This window comes from Segatella cerevisiae, from assembly GCF_024054555.1.
In the GTDB taxonomy this organism is placed as follows: Bacteria; Bacteroidota; Bacteroidia; order Bacteroidales; family Bacteroidaceae; genus Prevotella; species Prevotella cerevisiae.
In genome coordinates this window covers 1-17,753 of sequence record NZ_JAMXLY010000050.1, presented here as the reverse complement: position 1 = coordinate 17,753, position 17,753 = coordinate 1, and the positions used below count along the sequence as shown (strand labels likewise).

Annotated in this window: 14 protein-coding genes and 1 pseudogene; all 15 read left to right on the top strand. The window is 45.3% G+C overall.

All coding sequences use genetic code 11. The features are described from left to right. Positions 1-403 precede the first annotated feature (403 nt). Positions 404-1,681, top strand: a complete 1,278-nt coding sequence (locus NG821_RS10915) for an acetylxylan esterase (protein ID WP_252761697.1) — start codon at positions 404-406, stop codon at positions 1,679-1,681. Positions 1,682-1,812: 131 nt separating this feature from the next. Further along, on the top strand, positions 1,813-2,889 hold the full coding sequence (locus NG821_RS10910) for a glycoside hydrolase family 26 protein (protein WP_252761696.1): 1,077 nt from the start codon (positions 1,813-1,815) through the stop codon (positions 2,887-2,889). A 49-nt stretch (positions 2,890-2,938) separates the two neighbouring features. Continuing rightward, a complete protein-coding gene (locus NG821_RS10905) occupies positions 2,939-4,126 on the top strand; it encodes a glycoside hydrolase family 130 protein (protein WP_252761695.1) in 1,188 nt (395 codons plus the stop codon). Between the two features lie 70 nt (positions 4,127-4,196). Then, positions 4,197-5,633: an MFS transporter gene (locus NG821_RS10900; RefSeq protein WP_252761694.1), complete on the top strand. Its 1,437-nt coding sequence runs from the start codon at positions 4,197-4,199 to the stop codon at positions 5,631-5,633. 23 nt (positions 5,634-5,656) lie between these two features. Then, positions 5,657-6,851: pseudogene (locus NG821_RS10895) on the top strand (AGE family epimerase/isomerase). Between the two features lie 381 nt (positions 6,852-7,232). Further along, a complete protein-coding gene (locus tag NG821_RS10890) occupies positions 7,233-7,583 on the top strand; it encodes an NADH-quinone oxidoreductase subunit A (protein ID WP_252761693.1) in 351 nt (116 codons plus the stop codon). Then, positions 7,574-8,434, top strand: a complete 861-nt coding sequence (locus NG821_RS10885; RefSeq protein ID WP_252761692.1) for an NADH-quinone oxidoreductase subunit B — start codon at positions 7,574-7,576, stop codon at positions 8,432-8,434. The genes NG821_RS10890 and NG821_RS10885 overlap by 10 nt, the downstream gene beginning before the upstream one ends. Before the next feature lie 18 nt (positions 8,435-8,452). Further along, entirely contained in the window at positions 8,453-10,024 is a 1,572-nt protein-coding gene (locus tag NG821_RS10880; RefSeq protein ID WP_252761691.1) for an NADH-quinone oxidoreductase subunit D-related protein, read from the top strand. 2 nt (positions 10,025-10,026) lie between these two features. Next, positions 10,027-11,112 (top strand): NADH-quinone oxidoreductase subunit NuoH, encoded by a 1,086-nt coding sequence (gene nuoH, locus NG821_RS10875; RefSeq protein ID WP_252761690.1) that lies wholly within the window; start codon positions 10,027-10,029, stop codon positions 11,110-11,112. A gap of 21 nt (positions 11,113-11,133) precedes the next feature. Continuing rightward, a complete protein-coding gene (locus tag NG821_RS10870) occupies positions 11,134-11,664 on the top strand; it encodes a NuoI/complex I 23 kDa subunit family protein (protein ID WP_252761689.1) in 531 nt (176 codons plus the stop codon). A gap of 11 nt (positions 11,665-11,675) precedes the next feature. Further along, on the top strand, positions 11,676-12,197 hold the full coding sequence (locus NG821_RS10865) for an NADH-quinone oxidoreductase subunit J family protein (protein WP_252761688.1): 522 nt from the start codon (positions 11,676-11,678) through the stop codon (positions 12,195-12,197). After that, entirely contained in the window at positions 12,194-12,502 is a 309-nt protein-coding gene (gene nuoK, locus NG821_RS10860) for an NADH-quinone oxidoreductase subunit NuoK (RefSeq protein ID WP_252761687.1), read from the top strand. The genes NG821_RS10865 and nuoK overlap by 4 nt, the downstream gene beginning before the upstream one ends. Before the next feature lie 6 nt (positions 12,503-12,508). Next, positions 12,509-14,509: an NADH-quinone oxidoreductase subunit L gene (gene nuoL, locus NG821_RS10855; protein ID WP_252761686.1), complete on the top strand. Its 2,001-nt coding sequence runs from the start codon at positions 12,509-12,511 to the stop codon at positions 14,507-14,509. Between the two features lie 14 nt (positions 14,510-14,523). Next, on the top strand, positions 14,524-16,029 hold the full coding sequence (locus NG821_RS10850; protein ID WP_252761685.1) for a complex I subunit 4 family protein: 1,506 nt from the start codon (positions 14,524-14,526) through the stop codon (positions 16,027-16,029). A 41-nt stretch (positions 16,030-16,070) separates the two neighbouring features. Beyond that, entirely contained in the window at positions 16,071-17,597 is a 1,527-nt protein-coding gene (locus tag NG821_RS10845) for an NADH-quinone oxidoreductase subunit N (protein ID WP_252761684.1), read from the top strand. Positions 17,598-17,753 lie beyond the last annotated feature (156 nt).

Genomic DNA, 17,753 nt, shown 5'->3' with positions numbered 1-17,753 from the left:
GACTTGTCTGAGGCAGAATACACTGCAATTGATCATGTGCGATGGAAAAATCGCAGCCTGACAGTAAATGGCAAAGATAACTGAGAATGAGAAACAAAAAAGAGGATGTATCTTTTGACACACCCTCCTTTTAATCTGCTTTTACAATATTGTCAGGATGAAGAGTTCTCTTTATAACCACTGTCCTCTTTTATCTTTGTCTTTTTCCGAAATATAGATTCCCATTTTTTCGTCTGGTCTCACATAACCGAGCGATCAGACCTATTAAGATTCCAAGAAATATTTTGTGAAAAAGAAAAGTGTTAATATTGGATATAAAAGTATCATATCCTTTCAAACTTTTACTTTATCTTTGCATTATCTAAAATCAAAATAAATGAGAACGCACCTACTATCCGAAAAAATGACTCACCTTTTATCTGTCGTTATATTTTTACTGATCTCTGTGTCCTTAAAGGCTCAGATCCGTGGAAATAATATCGTTGTGACGGTAACGCCGGACCATCAGGACTGGAACTATAAGATAGGTGAGAAATCTGTTTTTACTGTTAGGGTCTTGAAGTCTGGAACACCCTTGGATCAGGTGCGTGTCTCCTATGAAGCCGGACCCGTCTTTTATCCTGATATCAAAAAGACTGCTGTACTGAAGAATGGCGAGATGAAATGGACCGGAAAGATGGATCGTCCGGGATTTTATCGCTTGAAAGTAACGGCTTCGGTAAACGGCAAAGACTATGAAGGGTTGTGTACTGCCGGATATGCACCTGAGAAAATAGTTCCTTTTGCTCAATGCCCGAAAGATTTTGACCGGTATTGGGCAGAGGCATTGAAGAAGGCACGCGGCAATGCCCTGAGCCCTACGAAGAAATTACTGCCAGACCGCTGTACAGAGCAAGACAATGTCTATGAAGTTAGTTTTGTAAATGACAATCCCGGGTCACGCATTTACGGTATTCTGTCAGTCCCGGTTAACCCTGGAAAATATCCGGCACTATTGAGAGTTCCCGGTGCAGGATGCCGTCCCTACGGTGGCGATACCTATACGGCGGATGGAAAATGCATCGTTCTGGAAATTGGAATCCATGGCATCCCTGTTACCATGCCTCAGACGGTGTATGACCGTTTGCTCGGAGGTGCCTTAAATAACTATTGGGATGTCAATATAGACAATCCGGATAAGAATTACTATCACCGTGTAGTTACGGGGGCCGTACGTGCAGTGGATTACATTGCATCCCTTTCTGAATGGGATGGGCAAACACTGGGTGTGACAGGGGCTTCTCAGGGCGGATTTCTTTCACTGGCCGTGGCTGCGTTGGATAAAAGAGTTACCTTTCTGGCTGCCGTTCATGATGCAATGTGCGATTATGAGGCAGAATTACATGATGTGGCCGGCGGGTGGCCGCATTACTTCTATCATCAAGGAAATGTGGATCAAAAGAAAATCGAGGGTGCCCGATATTATGACGGCGTGAATTTCGCCCGTCGGGTCACGGTGCCTTGCTGGTTCTCTTTCGGTTATAATGATGAGACTGTACCACCGACATCTTCCTATGGCACCTATAACATTGTGAAGGCTCCTAAGAAGTTGAGCGTCTATCAGATGACCGGTCATTACTGGTATCAGGAACAATGGGATGAGTGGCAGGATTTTCTCAGAACTCAATTGCATGTCAAATGAATGCTTTTAATTGAGAATGTTCACGAGTATCCGGTCTGTTCTTGAGGTCAAGATAATGTCATTCTAACAGGATTAAACGGATAGGCATGATAAAAGTATCACTAAATAGATTAATAGTTTATTTGAAATATATGATGAGGCTTAAATATATATTGCTGGTTGCGTTTTGCGGAGTCTATCTACCGCAGATGACGGCTTCCACGCCCGCAGAAAAACTGATCAAGCGCCTTCAGAAAATAGAAAAGAGGGGAATCATGATCGGGCATCAGGATGATCCGATGTATGGTACAACTTGGAAGTGGGAGAAGGGCCGAAGTGATGTCAAGGAAACTTGTGGCGATTATCCTGCACTGATGGGATTTGAGTTGGGACATTTGGAGTTGGATTCGCTTCGAAACTTAGACGGTGTACCCTTTGCCCTCATCCGCGAACAGACGTTGGCACAGTACAAGCGTGGAGGGGTCGTGGAAATCAGTTGGCATCCAACCAATCCGGTGACTCTCAAAAGCGCATGGGACCCGAGTGGAAATGCTGTGCGTGAAATCCTCCCCGGAGGTAAGGAAAATGCGAAATTCATGAGTTGGCTCAATAAAATAGGCATATTCCTCCTTTCCCTTAAAACTGATGACGGCAAACTCGTTCCGATTATTTTCCGTCCTTGGCACGAGATGTCGGGCGGCTGGTTCTGGTGGGGCAAGGATTCCTGTACACCTGAAGAATACAAGCAACTTTACAGGTTGACTATCCGCACGCTGCGTGGTATGGGACTTGACAACCTCGTGTTTTGCTATTCGCCTGGTGGTACAGATCATGAAACTACAGAACATTTCATGCAGTTCTATCCCGGTGACCAATATGTGGATATGATGGGCATAGACTTGTATGGCAACGATTCCAAAGAAACCTATATCCGTCAGGTACATGAAACTTTTGATGTGATCTCACAATTGGCAGAAACTCATCATAAGTTGATGTGCTTTGCTGAAACCGGATCGCGTAATACCCCTGATCCCACTTGGTTCACTACCGGACTATGGAAGGCTGTTGAAGGCTATCGGCTCTCCTATATCCTCCTTTGGCGGAATGCATGGGATCAGGCAGAAGAAAACTTCGGGCCGGCACCGGATAAAACCTGCGCAGAGGATTTCCGATTGCTCTACAGTTATCCGGCATCCTTGTTCTTGAAAGATATTGAAACGATCAGATAGGTATAATCTTGACACTACTATTTCCGAAAAGCAATATAAATTTTAAGATATGACTTGTAAATTTGAGGAAAGGTTAAAAGCCCTGAAAATTCAGCATGAGCAACTCCTGAGTCGTAAAAACGAACCTTTGGAGGGAGGGAATGGAATCTATGACAAATACAAATATCCGGTCTTGACGGCAGAGCATACACCTTTGGAATGGCGGTATGACTTTGACCGAAAGGACAATCCTTACCTCGAACAGCGGATCATGCTCAACGCTGCCTTCAATGCAGGGGCGATAAAGTGGAATGGCAAATATATCGTTGTCGTCCGGGTAGAAGGCGCAGACCGTAAGAGTTTTTTTGCCGTAGCGGAAAGTCCCAACGGAATCGACCATTTCAAGTTTTGGGCAGAGCCTATAGTGATGCCTGAGGATACTGTTCCGGCTACTAATGTCTATGACATGCGTCTCACGCAGCATGAAGACGGTTGGATCTACGGCGTATTCTGTGCGGAACGCCATGACGTGGATCACCCCGAAGACCTTTCTGCTGCTACAGCTACAGCTGCCATTGCTCGTACACATGATTTGATCCATTGGGAGCGTCTGCCGGACTTGAAATCCAAGGACCAACAGCGCAATGTCGTCCTCCACCCTGAATTTGTAGACGGGAAATATGCCTTTTACACCCGCCCTCAGGATGGGTTTATTGATGCCGGTTCAGGAGGGGGCATCGGTTGGGCTTTGGTAGATGATATCGAGCACGCTGAACTGAAAGATGAAAAGATCATCAATTCCAGGCATTATCATACCATCATGGAGGTGAAAAACGGCGAAGGGCCTGCTCCGATCAAAACTTCGAGGGGATGGCTGCATCTTGCTCATGGCGTCCGGGGAACGGCCTCTGGTCTGAGATATGTGCTCTATATGTATATGACTTCTTTGGAAGATCCGACGAAGGTCATTGCCCAGCCCGGGGGATATTTTTTGGCACCTCATGGGGAGGAATATGTCGGTGACGTGATGAATGTGGTCTTCTCAAACGGCTGGATCGCAGATGAAGACGGGAAAGTGTTCATCTATTATGCTTCGTGCGATACCCGTTTGCATGTGGCTACTTCGACTATTGACAAACTGGTAGATTATTGCCTGAACACGCCACAAGACAGATTCTCTTCCGCCCAGAGTGTGAAGTCCATAATGAAACTTATTGCCAAGAACCATGAGAAAGTAAACGATTGTCTTAACCGATAAGAAGCGGGGCAGAGGACTCGAGTCTTAACGCCGGTCTTTTGCCCGCTTTCCTAAAACTAAAACCTATTCTATGCCAAATACAAAGTTATCCGAGAAAATCGGATATGGATTCGGGGATATGTCTTCCAGTATGTTCTGGAAGATATTCACTTACTACCTGCCTTTCTTCTATTCCAATATTTTCGGATTGACCCTTTCCGAAGGGGCCATGCTTCTTCTTGTCACCAAACTTTGGGACGCTGTCTTTGATCCTTGTATGGGAATCATCGCCGACCGTACAAGAACGAGATGGGGAAAATACCGCCCTTATTTATTGTGGATGGCCATTCCTTTTGCTGTTATGGGTGTCCTGACATTTACAGTTCCCCATTTTACTCATGGGTGGCAACTCTTTTATGCCTATGCAACTTACATCCTGATGATGACGGTATACAGTGGTATCAATGTGCCTTATGCCGCTATGCTGGGCGTTGTATCAGACGACCCACGCGAACGGACTGTCTTCTCAAGTTTCAGAATGTTCTTTGCCTTCGGCGGGAGTTTCTTGGCTTTGGCTATTTTTGAGCCGATTCGTGACCTTTTCGGAGGTGTCAACTCTCAGACAGCGTGGACACTTTCGATGCTGGTTATCGGGATGATCTGTGCCATTCTCTTCTTCTGCTGTTTCTCCATGACAAGGGAACATGTGGTCACCTTGGATACGGTCAAGACGGATGAGGTTACAGATGGACAGCATGAAGTCGGGATGAAAAAGGCTTCGATAGGCCATGACATCAAGTCTCTGATTTTTAATTTACCTTGGTGGATACTTCTTGTAGCGTCCATAGCTGCAGTATTTTTCAGCAGTATCAGGGGTGGAACGGCTGCTTATTTCTTTCAGGATTGCCTGGGTAATCATGCATCCTTAGGCGGTGGCGTCGTCTTGTCCTGTGGTGTATTCCTGGCCGTCGGGGAAGTTGCCAATATGTTCGGTGTCATATTCGCCGTACCTGTTTCCAATAAGTTGGGTAAAAGCCATACTTATCTTTTGGCCATGTTGATAGCCGGCATACTCAGCGTTGTCTTCTATTTCCTGCCCGTTACCGTTTCCGGTGTATGGGGAATGCTGATCCTGCAAGTGCTGATCAATGCCTGTTGTGGCATCACCTATCCTTTATTGTGGAGTATGTTTGCAGATATCGGCGACTGGTCAGAATGGAAGCATGGCAATTCTTCTACAGGTCTGATCTTCTCGTCGTCTTCTATGGCTCAGAAAATCGGTGGAGCTATAGGGAGCGCCTTGGTATTATGGCTGTTGAGCGCGTTCGGTTATCAGGCAGTTCAGGGTGTAGCACAAACTTCCGGAGCTTTACACGGCTTGAACCTGATGATGAGTTGGTTTCCGGCCATCGCTTGTCTGATTGCCGTCGTGGCAGTCGCTTTCTATCCGCTTACCAATAAGAAAATGGAAGTCATCAGCGCAGAACTCAAAGAGCGCAGAGCTAAAAACAACAGTTGTCAGGATTGAGGGATTGGAGAAAAATGAATGATATGGGAAATGATTTGGAATTGAATAGTTTGAAAGCCCAAGCGCAGGAAATTTTGGAAACTAATATCCTGCCTTATTGGCTCACGAAAGTGACAGATAAAGAGAATGGCGGGTATTATGGCAGAATCGACGGACATGATCAGGTCCACCCGGAGGCAGATAAAGGGGCTGTACTCAATGCTCGTATTCTTTGGGCTTTTTCGGCTGCTTATCGGATCATGCATCGACCGGAATACCTGAAGGCGGCGACAAGGGCGAAAGATTATATCATGGCGCATTTCATGGATGAACGGTATGGCGGTGTCTATTGGAGCTTGGATTACAAAGGACAACCTAAAGACACGAAGAAGCAGACGTACGCTATCGGTTTTGCCATCTATGGTCTCTCTGAATATGCCCGGGCAACAGGGGATGAATCTGCTCAAACTGCTGCGGTCTCCCTCTATCATACGATAGAGCAACACGCTTATGATCCGGTAAGTAAGGGTTATGTAGAGGCACTGTCCCGTAATTGGGGACCGATTGAAGACATGAGACTATCTGATAAGGATGAGAACGGTTCCCGGACCATGAATTCTCATTTGCATATACTGGAGCCCTATACGAATCTTTATCGGATTTGGAAAGATCCTGCTTTGGAAGGTCAGCATCCGCAATCTGATCCGTCTCTTCCTGCAGGTCTTCATGGATCAGGAAGGTCGTGTCGATTTGTTCTTTGATGATCATTGGCATGGGAAGCGGAATATTCAAAGTTTTGGGCATGAGATAGAGGCGAGTTGGTTGATCCATGAAGCTGCCTTGGTCTTGAATGATCCGGAATTGCTGCGGGAAGTAGAACCGGTAGTCCGGCAAATGGCAAAGTCAAGTGAAAAAGGACTTGACAAGGATGGCTCGATGGTTTATGAGCATTGGCTGGATAACGGTCATTGGGACAGACAGCGGCAATGGTGGGTGGAATGTGAGAATGTGATCGGGCACATTAATCTGTATCAGCATTTCGGTGACCGGAAGGCACTGGATGTCGCGGAAAACGGTTTCCGATACATCAAGACTCATCTGATCGACCATGAACACGGTGAGTGGTATTGGGCCGTGCGTGAAGACGGGACTGTAGACCGGGGAAATGATAAAGCGGGATTTTGGAAATGCCCGTATCATAACAGCAGAATGTGCCTGGAACTGATAGAGCGGATCTAGAGAGGGCTTGGTTGGCATTAATGATACGTTTGCCCGATAACCTTTTCTTTTAACCTTATGGCCTCTCATCAGGGCAGATGATGCTCTTTCAGTCAGGGTGGAGCACATGAGTTGGGGGATGGGAAAGATATAGACAGGCTATTCTTGTTCACCTTATTATATAGGTGCTCCATCATATTTGACTCTGAGGAATGGAAGAGACCTTCTCATGATGATTCTTGCATGGGAGAAAGCTGAAAATAGTTTTTATAAAAATCAGTCTATATTTAGATTTTTTTAAAGATAAAGCACCGATATTGCATAAAAATTAGTATCTTTGCAGACGTTTGGGGCAGAAGGCCTCTGTCCATCTATTTGCAATAATAATAACGTTATAATTTTATGAACTTTATCTTGTTTATTACCGTTTTGCTGACGGCGGTGACCTTGGTGGTTGGCGCTTATGTGATCGCCAAACTGATTGGGCCGCGTTCATACAATCCGGTAAAAGGAGAACAGTTTGAGTGTGGTATTCCTACACGTGGTACATCATGGTTACCTATGCATGTCGGCTATTACCTTTTTGCCCTCCTTTTCTTGTTGTTTGATGTAGAGACGGTTTTCCTGTATCCGTGGGCCTTGGTTGTCAAGGACTTTGGGACTCAGGCGCTTTGCAGTATCGGTTTCTTCTTGTTGGTATTAGTGTTTGGCCTGGCTTATGCTTGGCGGAAAGGAGTTCTCGAATGGAAATAAGAAAACCTAAAATCAAGTCTCTTCCTTACAACGAGTTTAAGGATAACGACACGCTGCAGAAATTAACGGATGAACTCAATCAGGGCGGGACGAATGTCGTCTTGGGCAATCTGGATTGGGTCGTGAACTGGGGACGTTCCAATTCGCTCTGGTCTTTGACTTTCGCTACTTCTTGTTGCGGTATTGAATTTATGGCTATAGGTTGTGCACGGTATGACTTCTCCCGTTTCGGTTTTGAGGTCACTCGTAACTCTCCTCGTCAGGCAGACATCATTATGTGTGCGGGGACAATTACCAATAAGATGGCTCCGGTCTTGAAACGTCTGTATGACGAGATGGCAGAACCTAAATATGTGGTAGCTGTGGGAGGCTGTACGATCAGTGGCGGTCCGTTCAAGAGCAGTTATCATATCGTCCGTGGCATTGATGAACTGGTACCTGTGGATGTCTATGTTCCCGGTTGCCCTCCTCGTCCTGAAGCCATTATCTACGGTATGATGCAGTTGCAACGGAAGGTGAAAATCGAACGGTTCTTCGGCGGTGCCAATCATAAGATGACGCCGGAAGAGCGTGAGGAATCCATGAAACTGGGTGGCCTTCATGGCTTGAGCAACGAGAACCTTACTTTTGCAAGGGAGCTTCATAAAGATGAACCGATTATTGTAAAAGACGGAGTGACTAATGAACAAGTTGAACGTTTAGGAGAAGAACTGGATATCCTCTCTGCTCAGGAAGGAAAACAGAAAGAAGCCCAAGAGGTGAAAGCCCAGACTTCGGCTCAACCTGCATCCGCAGCTGCTCCGGCATCGACTGAAACAAATAAAAATCAGGAAAATACTCCTACTGCTTAAAACTAAGGTACGCGCGTTATGAAATTGAATAATATAACATTCCCTTTTGATGACTTTGTCAATGAGATGACAAAGTTGAGGGACGAAAAACATTTTGACTATCTGGTCACTATCGTAGGGGAGGATTTCGGAGAAGAAGGTCTCGGCTGTATTTACATTCTTGAAAATACGCAGACTCATGACCGGATGTCCGTGAAGCAGATTGCCAAAACCGTCGGTGAAGACTATGTGCTCCCGACAATCTATCATATTTGGCGTGATGCTGAACTCCTGGAACGTGAAGTGTACGATTTCTTCGGGATCATATTCCTGGGACATCCGGATATGCGCCGCTTGTATCTGAGAAATGATTTCAAAGGCTATCCGCTTCGCAAGAATTATGATATGAACCCCGATCATAATCGTTTCCCGGAAACAGATGAACCTGAGTCCGACTGGACAGTGGAGTATAATCTGGATAAATACGGTGATTTGGTCAAAACTCCTCACCGGTTGATTCAACCTGATGACTTCACCATGAATATTGGTCCTACTCACCCTTCTACCCACGGTGTCCTGCGTTTGCAAGCCATTTTGGACGGAGAAAAGGTCGTACATATTTACCCTCATCTGGGGTATATCCATCGTGGTATCGAGAAGATCTGTGAAGGTTTTACCTATCCTCAAACACTGGCGTTGACTGATCGTCTGAACTATCTTTCAGCTATGATGAACCGTCACGCTCTCGTAGGTGTCATCGAGGAAGCCATGGGAATCGAACTCAGTGACCGCATCCGTTACATCCGCACGATCATGGATGAACTGCAGCGTCTCGACAATCACTTGCTGTTCACCGCTTGCTGTGCACAGGACTTGAGTGCCTTGACCGCATTCCTTTACGGTATGCGTGATCGTGAACACGTGCTCAATGTGATGGAGGAGACTACCGGTGGTCGACTGATACAGAACTATTACCGTATTGGCGGTTGTCAGGCTGATATCGATTCTCATTTCGTAAGTAACGTCAAAACGCTTTGCAAATACCTGCGTCCGATGATCCAAGAGTACCTTGATGTCTTCGGTGACAATGTCATCACACATCAGCGCTTTGAAGGTGTCGGCCCCATGGGACTTAAGGACTGTATCAATTATGGTGTCACAGGTCCTGCAGGAAGAGCTGCCGGATGGAAAAACGATGTCCGCAAATACCATCCTTATGATATGTATGACAAAGTGGACTGGAAAGAGTGCATACGTACGCATGGTGATTCCATGGACCGTTATTACGTCCATATTGATGAAATGTATCAGAGTCTTGATATCATCGAGCAACTCATTGACAATATCCCTGAAGGCGATTTCTATATCAAGCAGAAACCTGTCATCAGAGTACCTGAAGGACAGTGGTATTACGCTGTGGAGGGTGCCAGCGGGGAATTCGGCGTCTACCTTGACAGTAAGGGAGACAAGAGTCCTTATCGCTTGAAGATCCGTCCTATGGGATTGTCTCTTGTTGGAGCCATGGACGAAATGCTCCGTGGACAGAAGTTCGCAGACCTGATTGCTACCGGTGCTGCTTTAGATTTCGTAATTCCTGATATTGATAGATAATTATGTTTGATTTTGGTATAGTAACAAGGTGGTTTGATCAATTGCTCCGACAGACTTGCGGGTTGGGGAATTTCTGGTCAATTTTCATCGAATGTGTAATCGTTCTTTTACTGATCATCACACTTTATGCCTTATTGGCTATTGTGTTGATTTTTATGGAACGTAAGGTTTGTGCTTATTTCCAGTGCCGTCTGGGCCCTATGCGTGTAGGTCCCTGGGGTGTTTTCCAGGTCTTTGCCGATGTAATCAAGATGCTGATCAAGGAAATCTTCCCGATGGATAAGAGTGATAAACTGCTCTTTTATTTGGCTCCTTTCTTGGTGATCGTAGCATCCATAGGCACTTTCTCATTCCTGCCTTGGAACAAGGGCGCTGAAGTACTCGATTTCAATGTCGGTGTCTTCATGATTACCGCTCTGAGCAGCATAGGCATTATCGGTGTCTTCATGGCTGGCTGGGGTAGCAATAACAAGTATTCTGTCCTTTCTGCGCTTCGTGGTGCTGTCCAGATGATCTCTTATGAAATGTCTTTAGGACTTTGTCTGGTTGCCGTTGTCGTACTGACAGGGACAATGCAGGTTTCAGGTATCATTGACTATCAGGCTCATGGATGGCTCATATTCAGAGCACCTTTGCCGGCTATTGTCGCATTGCTCATCTTCCTGGTTGCAGGAAATGCAGAAGCCAACCGTGGCCCGTTTGACTTGGTTGAGGCTGAGAGTGAGTTGACCGCAGGTTACCATACTGAATATTCAGGTATGGGATTCGGCTTTTATTATTTGTCAGAATATCTGAACTTGTTCGTGATTTCAGGAATTGCAGCTACCGTATTCTTGGGTGGCTGGATGCCCCTTCATATAGGCGTAGCAGGTTTCGATCAAGTGATGGACTATATCCCCGGATTTGTTTGGATGCTGGGTAAGACTTTCGTTCTGGTCTTTTTCCTGATGTGGATCAGATGGACTTTTCCACGTCTGAGAATAGACAATATCCTGAAGTTGGAGTGGAAATATTTGATGCCTTTGTCTTTGCTTAACCTCGTAGTCATGACTGTCTGCGTGGTATTCAAACTCGGTTGGCATATTTAATCAATAATAGATAATAAATCAATGGATAATCATTCATATTTCAGTGGCATAGGAAACGCTGTAAAGACGTTGCTCATAGGAATGAAGACGACCATGAAGGAATACTTCACTCCCAAGAGTACGGAACAATATCCTGAGAATCGGAAGACTACCCTCCATGTAGCGCCGCGTTTTAGAGGCCGTTTGATCTTTATACGCAACGAGGATGAAAGCTATAAATGCGTGGCTTGTACAATGTGTGAGAAGGCTTGCCCAAACGGTACAATAAAAATTACTCATGAGATGGTCGCAGATCCGGAGACTGGAAGGAAAAAGCGTCATCTCATCGATTACCAATATGACTTGGGCGACTGCATGTTCTGTGAACTCTGTGTCAATGCCTGCAATTTCGGAGCAATCAAGTTTGTCAATGACTTCGAGAACAGTGTATTCGACCGCAACAAACTCATCTTGCATTTGGACAAGGAAGTTTATAAGGGAGGCAGTCTGCCCAATATCCTTGACGGAGGTGCTCCTTATGAAATCGGCAAGTTTAATACAAAGACTAAATAGTAGTAAAAGAAATGGCTAATATCGTTTTATTTTGCATTTTGGCTGTAGTCATTCTGGGCTCAGCAGTTATGTGCGTCATGACTAAACGGATCATGCGCGCTGCCACTTTCCTGCTATTCGTCTTGTTTGGCGTTGCAGGCATTTATTTCCTGCTGGATTATACTTTTCTGGGTGTTGCCCAAATTTCCATTTACGCAGGTGGTATAACAATGATGTATATCTTTGCCATCCAGTTGGTAAGTAAGAACACGCTTCAGGGTATGGTCGAGCGTTTCAAGGGCAGTCGTGTAGTCTCTGCGTTCGTTCTTTGTCTCATAGGCGTGGCAACAGTCGCAGTTGTTTTCTTGAAGAATCATTTCATCGATCAGGCAGCCAGTATGGCTGATGTTGAGGTTCCGGTCAGAAAGGTCGGCACCGCACTTGTCGGTTCAGGCAAGTATCAATACGTCCTGCCGTTTGAGTTGATCTCAGTCTTTTTGCTGGCTTGTATAGTCGGCGCCATTATGATTGCAAGGAAGGAGGATAAAAAATGATACCAGTACAATGTTTCTTTGTGCTTAGCGCACTCTTGTTTTTTATTGGCGTTTTCGGGTTCGTGACTCGTCGCAATCTTGTTGCCATGCTGATCTCTATCGAGCTTGTATTGAACTCTGTAGATATTAATTTCGCTGTTTTCAACCGTATTCTTTATCCGGGGCAGATGGAAGGTTTCTTCTTCTCTCTGTTTTCCATCGGTATAAGTGCCGCTGAGACTGCCGTGGCTTTGGCTATTATCATTAATGTTTACCGTGTTTACCATAGTGATCAGGTGAACAGCATTGAAAATATGAAATTCTAAAAGACAATGGAATACAGTTACGCATATTTGATACTCCTTCTGCCATTCTTGAGTTTCCTGATCTTGGGGCTCTTTGGCATGAAGATGAAGAAACCTGTTGCCGGTTTGATCGGTACGCTCGTCATTGGTACGCTTTTCGTGATGTCCCTCTATACGGCATACGAATATTTCTTCGTTATCGGAAGAAATGCTGCTACAGGTTTATATCCTACTGTGACGCCTTTCAATTTCACATGGTTGGATTTCGGCAAGGCTCCGCTCTTTGGTACACAACTGCTGTTCAAAATCGGATTCAGGTTGACGCCGATCAGTGTGATGATGTTGATCGTCATTACCACTGTCAGTTTTATGGTCCATATCTATTCCTTCGGATATATGGCGAAACTGGATGACAACTATCACATGGTAGGTTTGGAAAAGGGTTTCCAGCGTTTTTATGCTTTCCTTTCCCTGTTTACGATGTCCATGCTCGGACTGGTCGTAGCGACGAATATTTTCCAGATGTACTTGTTCTGGGAATTGGTGGGTATCTGTTCATACCTGCTCATCGGTTTCTATTATCCGAAGCACGCTGCCGTACACGCCTCAAAGAAGGCTTTCATCGTCACTCGTTTTGCCGACTTGTTCTTCCTGATCGGTATCCTGTTCTATAGTTTTTATGTAGGAACGTTCAATTACGATATGGGAATCATGCCTGACTTGTCCCGACGGCTTGCAGGAGCTTCATGGATCATTCCGGCAGCTTTGTTCCTGATGTTCATCGGTGGTGCCGGTAAGAGTGCCATGTTCCCGTTGCATATCTGGCTTCCTGATGCTATGGAAGGTCCTACGCCTGTCAGTGCATTGATTCACGCTGCGACGATGGTCGTTGCTGGTGTCTATCAGGTGGCCTCACTTTTCCCGATATATATCAAGTTCGGTGCAATCAATCAACTCCATTGGATTGCGTGGATTGCAGCATTTACAGCTTTTTATGCTGCTGTAGTCGCTTGTTGTCAAAGAGACATCAAGAGAGGTCTGGCTTTCTCCACAATTTCTCAGATCGCCTATATGTTGGTCGCTCTGGGTGTCTGCTATTCTTTGGACAACGGCACGGGTGGACTTGGCTATATGGCCAGTATGTTCCATTTGTTTACGCACGCAATGTTCAAAGCCCTCTTGTTCCTTTGCTCCGGTTCAATCATCGTCATTATCGGATCCAATTTCAAGGATTACATGGGTGGCTTGCATAAATATATGCCGATCACGAATATCTGTTTTCTTATCGGTTGTCTCGCCATCAGTGGTATACCTCCTTTTGCAGGTTTCTTCTCTAAGGATGAGATCATCGATGCCTGTGGTCAGTTACCGGGTTGGGAAGGAATATTCTTCAAATGGTGGATGATCATGGTTGCCGGTTTGACCGCATTCTATATGTTCCGTCTCTATTACGTCATTTTCTGGGGACAGTCCTATTACGAACTCGATCCTGAGCACCGCAAGAAACCGGGTGAGGCACCTATGGTCATGGAGATCCCTCTGATCTTCCTTTCTCTCGTTTCTATTGTGGTAGGTTTCATACCTTTCGGACACTTTATCTCTGCCAACGGGTTGAGTTTTGACATTCCATTGCAACATGGAGAATTCCTTCCTGCTCTGCCGAGTTTGTGTGCCGGACTGATAGGTATTGCAATAGCATCCATCATGTATGCACCGAAGAAAAACCCGATACCTGCCTTGTTGGAGAAGAAGTTCCCGCGTTTCCACAAGGCTGCGCTCAACCGCTTCTATATTGACAATGCCTGGCAATTCTTCTGCCACAAGATCGTATTTGGACTTTTCAGTATTCCTATTGCGTGGTTTGACCGTCATATCATAGACGGGACGTTCAACTTTGCAGGTTGGAGTACACAGGCTGCTGGAGAGACTATCCGCCCATGGCAAAGCGGCGATGTCCGCTCTTACGCAAGCTGGTTCCTGACAGGTACAGTAGCATTAACAATTATATTGCTTTGCATTTTCTATTAAGAAATTAAATAAAAATGAGTATACTAACTTTATTCGTTGTCATTCCGATATTGATGCTGCTTGGCCTTTGGTTGGCTAAGAACGATAAACAAGTACACGGTGTGATGGCTGTAGGCGCGAGTTGCTTACTGTTGCTGGCCATCTATTTGACGGTTTCATTTATCCAGATGCGTAATGCGGGCAATACTGATGCAATGCTCTTTACCTACAGCGTGTCTTGGTTTGCACCTTTACATATTGACTATAGTGTCGGCGTAGACGGTATTTCAGTGGTCATGCTTTTGCTTTCTGCTGTCATCGTCTTCACGGGTACATTTGCTTCCTGGCGCTTGGAACCTTTGAAGAAGGAGTATTTCCTGTGGTTCGTACTGTTGAGTATTGGTGTATTCGGCTTCTTCATCACGACTGACATGTTCACCATGTTCATGTTCTATGAGGTTGCCTTGATCCCGATGTATCTTCTGATTGGAGTGTGGGGAACAGGCCCGAAAGAATATTCGGCCATGAAGTTGACTTTGATGTTGATGGGTGGCTCTGCTCTGCTGATCCTTGGTATTCTGGGCATCTATTATTTTAGTGGTGCCAAGACGATGAATATCGCAGCAATCGCTGCCATGAACAATATCCCGGTACATATCCAGAAAGTCTTTTTCCCGTTCATATTTATCGGATTCGGTGTTTTGGGAGCTTTATTCCCATTCCATACTTGGAGCCCTGACGGTCATGCTTCAGCCCCTACGGCCGTATCTATGCTGCATGCAGGTGTGCTGATGAAATTAGGCGGTTACGGATGCTTCCGCATCGCAATGTACTTGCTGCCTGCAGCTGCACATCAACTCGCATGGATATTCTTGATTCTGACAACTTGTTCAGTGGTTTACGGAGCTCTTTCTGCTTGTGTTCAGACTGACTTGAAGTATATCAACGCTTATTCATCTGTTTCGCATTGCGGTATGGTACTGTTCGCATTGCTGATGATGACTCAGACAGCCATTACCGGTTCTGTCCTTCAGATGTTGTCACACGGTTTGACAACGGCCCTGTTCTTCGCTGTCATCGGTATGATCTATCACCGTTGCGGAACGCGTGATGTTCGCAAACTTGGGGGCTTGATGAAGATTATACCATTCTTGGCTGTAGCTTATGTGATCGCAGGTCTGGCTAACCTCGGACTTCCAGGTTTTTCTGGTTTTGTGGCTGAGATGACGATCTTCATCGGTTCTTTCGAGAATCCTGATCCTTTCCATCGTATATGCACGATCATTGCGACAGTTTCTATCGTGATTACTGCAGTGTACATCCTGCGTGCTGTGGGTAAGATCCTTTTCCAGAAAGTGCCGGACAAGAAATTCTACAAGTTGCATGATGCCACTTGGGACGAGCGTATTGCAGTAGGTGGTTTGATCTTCTGCGTAGCCGGTTTAGGTCTTGCTCCTCTGTGGGTACAAAATCTGATTGTCGGTGCTGTCGCTCCGATCCTGCAACATATACAGTCTGCCGCTATGACTGCGGTTTTGTAAGATGAAGGATAATGAACGTTTTAATTTGAAATATAATAGAAATGGATATCGATTATAGTCAATTTCTGAGTTTAGGTCCGGAAATTTGTTTAATAGCTGTTCTGGTCATTGTCTTCATTGCGGACTTCGTTTCAGCACGGAAACCGATTATGGTCCCGGCAGTATCTGAGGGGGCTGAAAATGTGACTGCAGGCGGTCTTGTTACTCCTCGGCCGTGGTTCAATACTTTGGTCGTTCTATTGATGACAGTCTATCTGTTGCTCAATATGAGTCCTACAGCTGCCGGTACGGCCTTTGGCGGGATGTATTACACGAATGCCTCGGTCGGAATCATCAAGACGGTCATAGGTTTTGGAGCACTTATCGTACTTATTCAGAGTAGGGAATGGATGCAACGCCCGGATACGACCTTCAAGGAGGGCGAGTTCTATATGTTGATTGTCTCCACTTTACTGGGTATGAATGTGATGGTGAGTGCCAATCACTTCCTCTTGTTCTTCCTGGGTTTGGAAATGGCAAGTGTCCCGATGGCCTGTCTTGTAGCTTTGGATAAATACCGCCACGATTCTGCAGAGGCAGGTGCCAAGTTTATTCTTACCGCCACTTTCTCAAGTGGAGTGATGCTCTATGGTATTTCCTTCCTCTACGGTGCAGTGGGAACACTGTATTTTGATGATGTCGCTGCTAAGATTACTCTTTCTCCATTGACAATTATGGGTATGGTCTTCTTCTTCAGCGGTCTTGCATTCAAGATCTCACTTGTTCCTTTTCATTTCTGGACAGCAGATACCTATCAGGGTGCTCCGACTACCGTTACAGGTTATCTGAGTGTTTGCTCTAAAGGCGCAGCTGCTTTCGCTCTGTGTGCAATCCTGATCAAAGTCTTTGCACCGTTGACAACTTATTGGCAGTATCTCCTGGATATTATCGTAGTTCTTTCTATTACGATAGCCAATCTTTTTGCTATCCGCCAGAAAGATATGAAACGATTCATGGCTTTCAGTTCCATCTCCCAGGCAGGTTATATTGTCCTGGCTATTATTGGTGACAATGCGATGAGTTTTACATCCTTGAGTTTCTATGTATTGGTATATGTGGTAGCCAATTTGGGTGTATTCGCAGTTATCAGCAGTATTGAGGAGCATAATGGTGGAAAAGTCAACCGTGAAGATTATAATGGTCTTTATAAAACCAATCCGAAGTTGTGTGTCCTGATGACTTTCGCTTTATTCTCACTTGGTGGAATCCCACCATTTGCAGGAATGTTCAGCAAATTCTTTGTATTCATGGCTGCTGTGAAGGGAATGAGTATTGATACACCATCCGGTGCAATTACTTATGCCGTTGTCTTCATCGCTTTGGTGAATACGGTCATTTCATTGTACTACTATTTGCTGGTCGTAAAAGCGATGTTCATCAAGCATAATGACAAACCGTTGCCTTACTTCAAGTCTGCTCCGAGTACCAAACTTGCATTGGCTCTCTGTACAGTCGGTGTGTTGGCATTTGGTGTATGCAGTTTCATCTTTGATTGGATCAATGCAGCATCGTCAGCAATGACGCTCTGATATTCGGTTAAGTTTGAGGTGTTTTTAATGAGGGTGTGTCAAAATAGACATATCCTCTTTTTTTATCACAAAGCCCCGACTTTCTCAAGCCAGGGCTTTGCCATGTCCAAAAATTTTTGTACCTTTAGACATATACTTTATAACTATGGCAAAGTT

Excerpts from the sequence above, each read along its gene's own strand:
- nuoH (WP_252761690.1), top strand. The coding sequence starts at position 10,027 with ATGTTTGATTTTGGTATAGTAACAAGGTGGTTTGATCAATTGCTCCGA.
- NG821_RS10905 (WP_252761695.1), top strand. The coding sequence starts at position 2,939 with ATGACTTGTAAATTTGAGGAAAGGTTAAAAGCCCTGAAAATTCAGCAT.
- NG821_RS10885 (WP_252761692.1), top strand. The coding sequence starts at position 7,574 with ATGGAAATAAGAAAACCTAAAATCAAGTCTCTTCCTTACAACGAGTTT.
- nuoL (WP_252761686.1), top strand. The coding sequence starts at position 12,509 with ATGGAATACAGTTACGCATATTTGATACTCCTTCTGCCATTCTTGAGT.
- NG821_RS10845 (WP_252761684.1), top strand. The coding sequence starts at position 16,071 with ATGGATATCGATTATAGTCAATTTCTGAGTTTAGGTCCGGAAATTTGT.
- nuoK (WP_252761687.1), top strand. The coding sequence starts at position 12,194 with ATGATACCAGTACAATGTTTCTTTGTGCTTAGCGCACTCTTGTTTTTT.
- NG821_RS10900 (WP_252761694.1), top strand. The coding sequence starts at position 4,197 with ATGCCAAATACAAAGTTATCCGAGAAAATCGGATATGGATTCGGGGAT.
- NG821_RS10915 (WP_252761697.1), top strand. The coding sequence starts at position 404 with ATGACTCACCTTTTATCTGTCGTTATATTTTTACTGATCTCTGTGTCC.
- NG821_RS10865 (WP_252761688.1), top strand. The coding sequence starts at position 11,676 with ATGGCTAATATCGTTTTATTTTGCATTTTGGCTGTAGTCATTCTGGGC.
- NG821_RS10850 (WP_252761685.1), top strand. The coding sequence starts at position 14,524 with ATGAGTATACTAACTTTATTCGTTGTCATTCCGATATTGATGCTGCTT.
- NG821_RS10910 (WP_252761696.1), top strand. The coding sequence starts at position 1,813 with ATGATGAGGCTTAAATATATATTGCTGGTTGCGTTTTGCGGAGTCTAT.
- NG821_RS10890 (WP_252761693.1), top strand. The coding sequence starts at position 7,233 with ATGAACTTTATCTTGTTTATTACCGTTTTGCTGACGGCGGTGACCTTG.
- NG821_RS10870 (WP_252761689.1), top strand. The coding sequence starts at position 11,134 with ATGGATAATCATTCATATTTCAGTGGCATAGGAAACGCTGTAAAGACG.
- NG821_RS10880 (WP_252761691.1), top strand. The coding sequence starts at position 8,453 with ATGAAATTGAATAATATAACATTCCCTTTTGATGACTTTGTCAATGAG.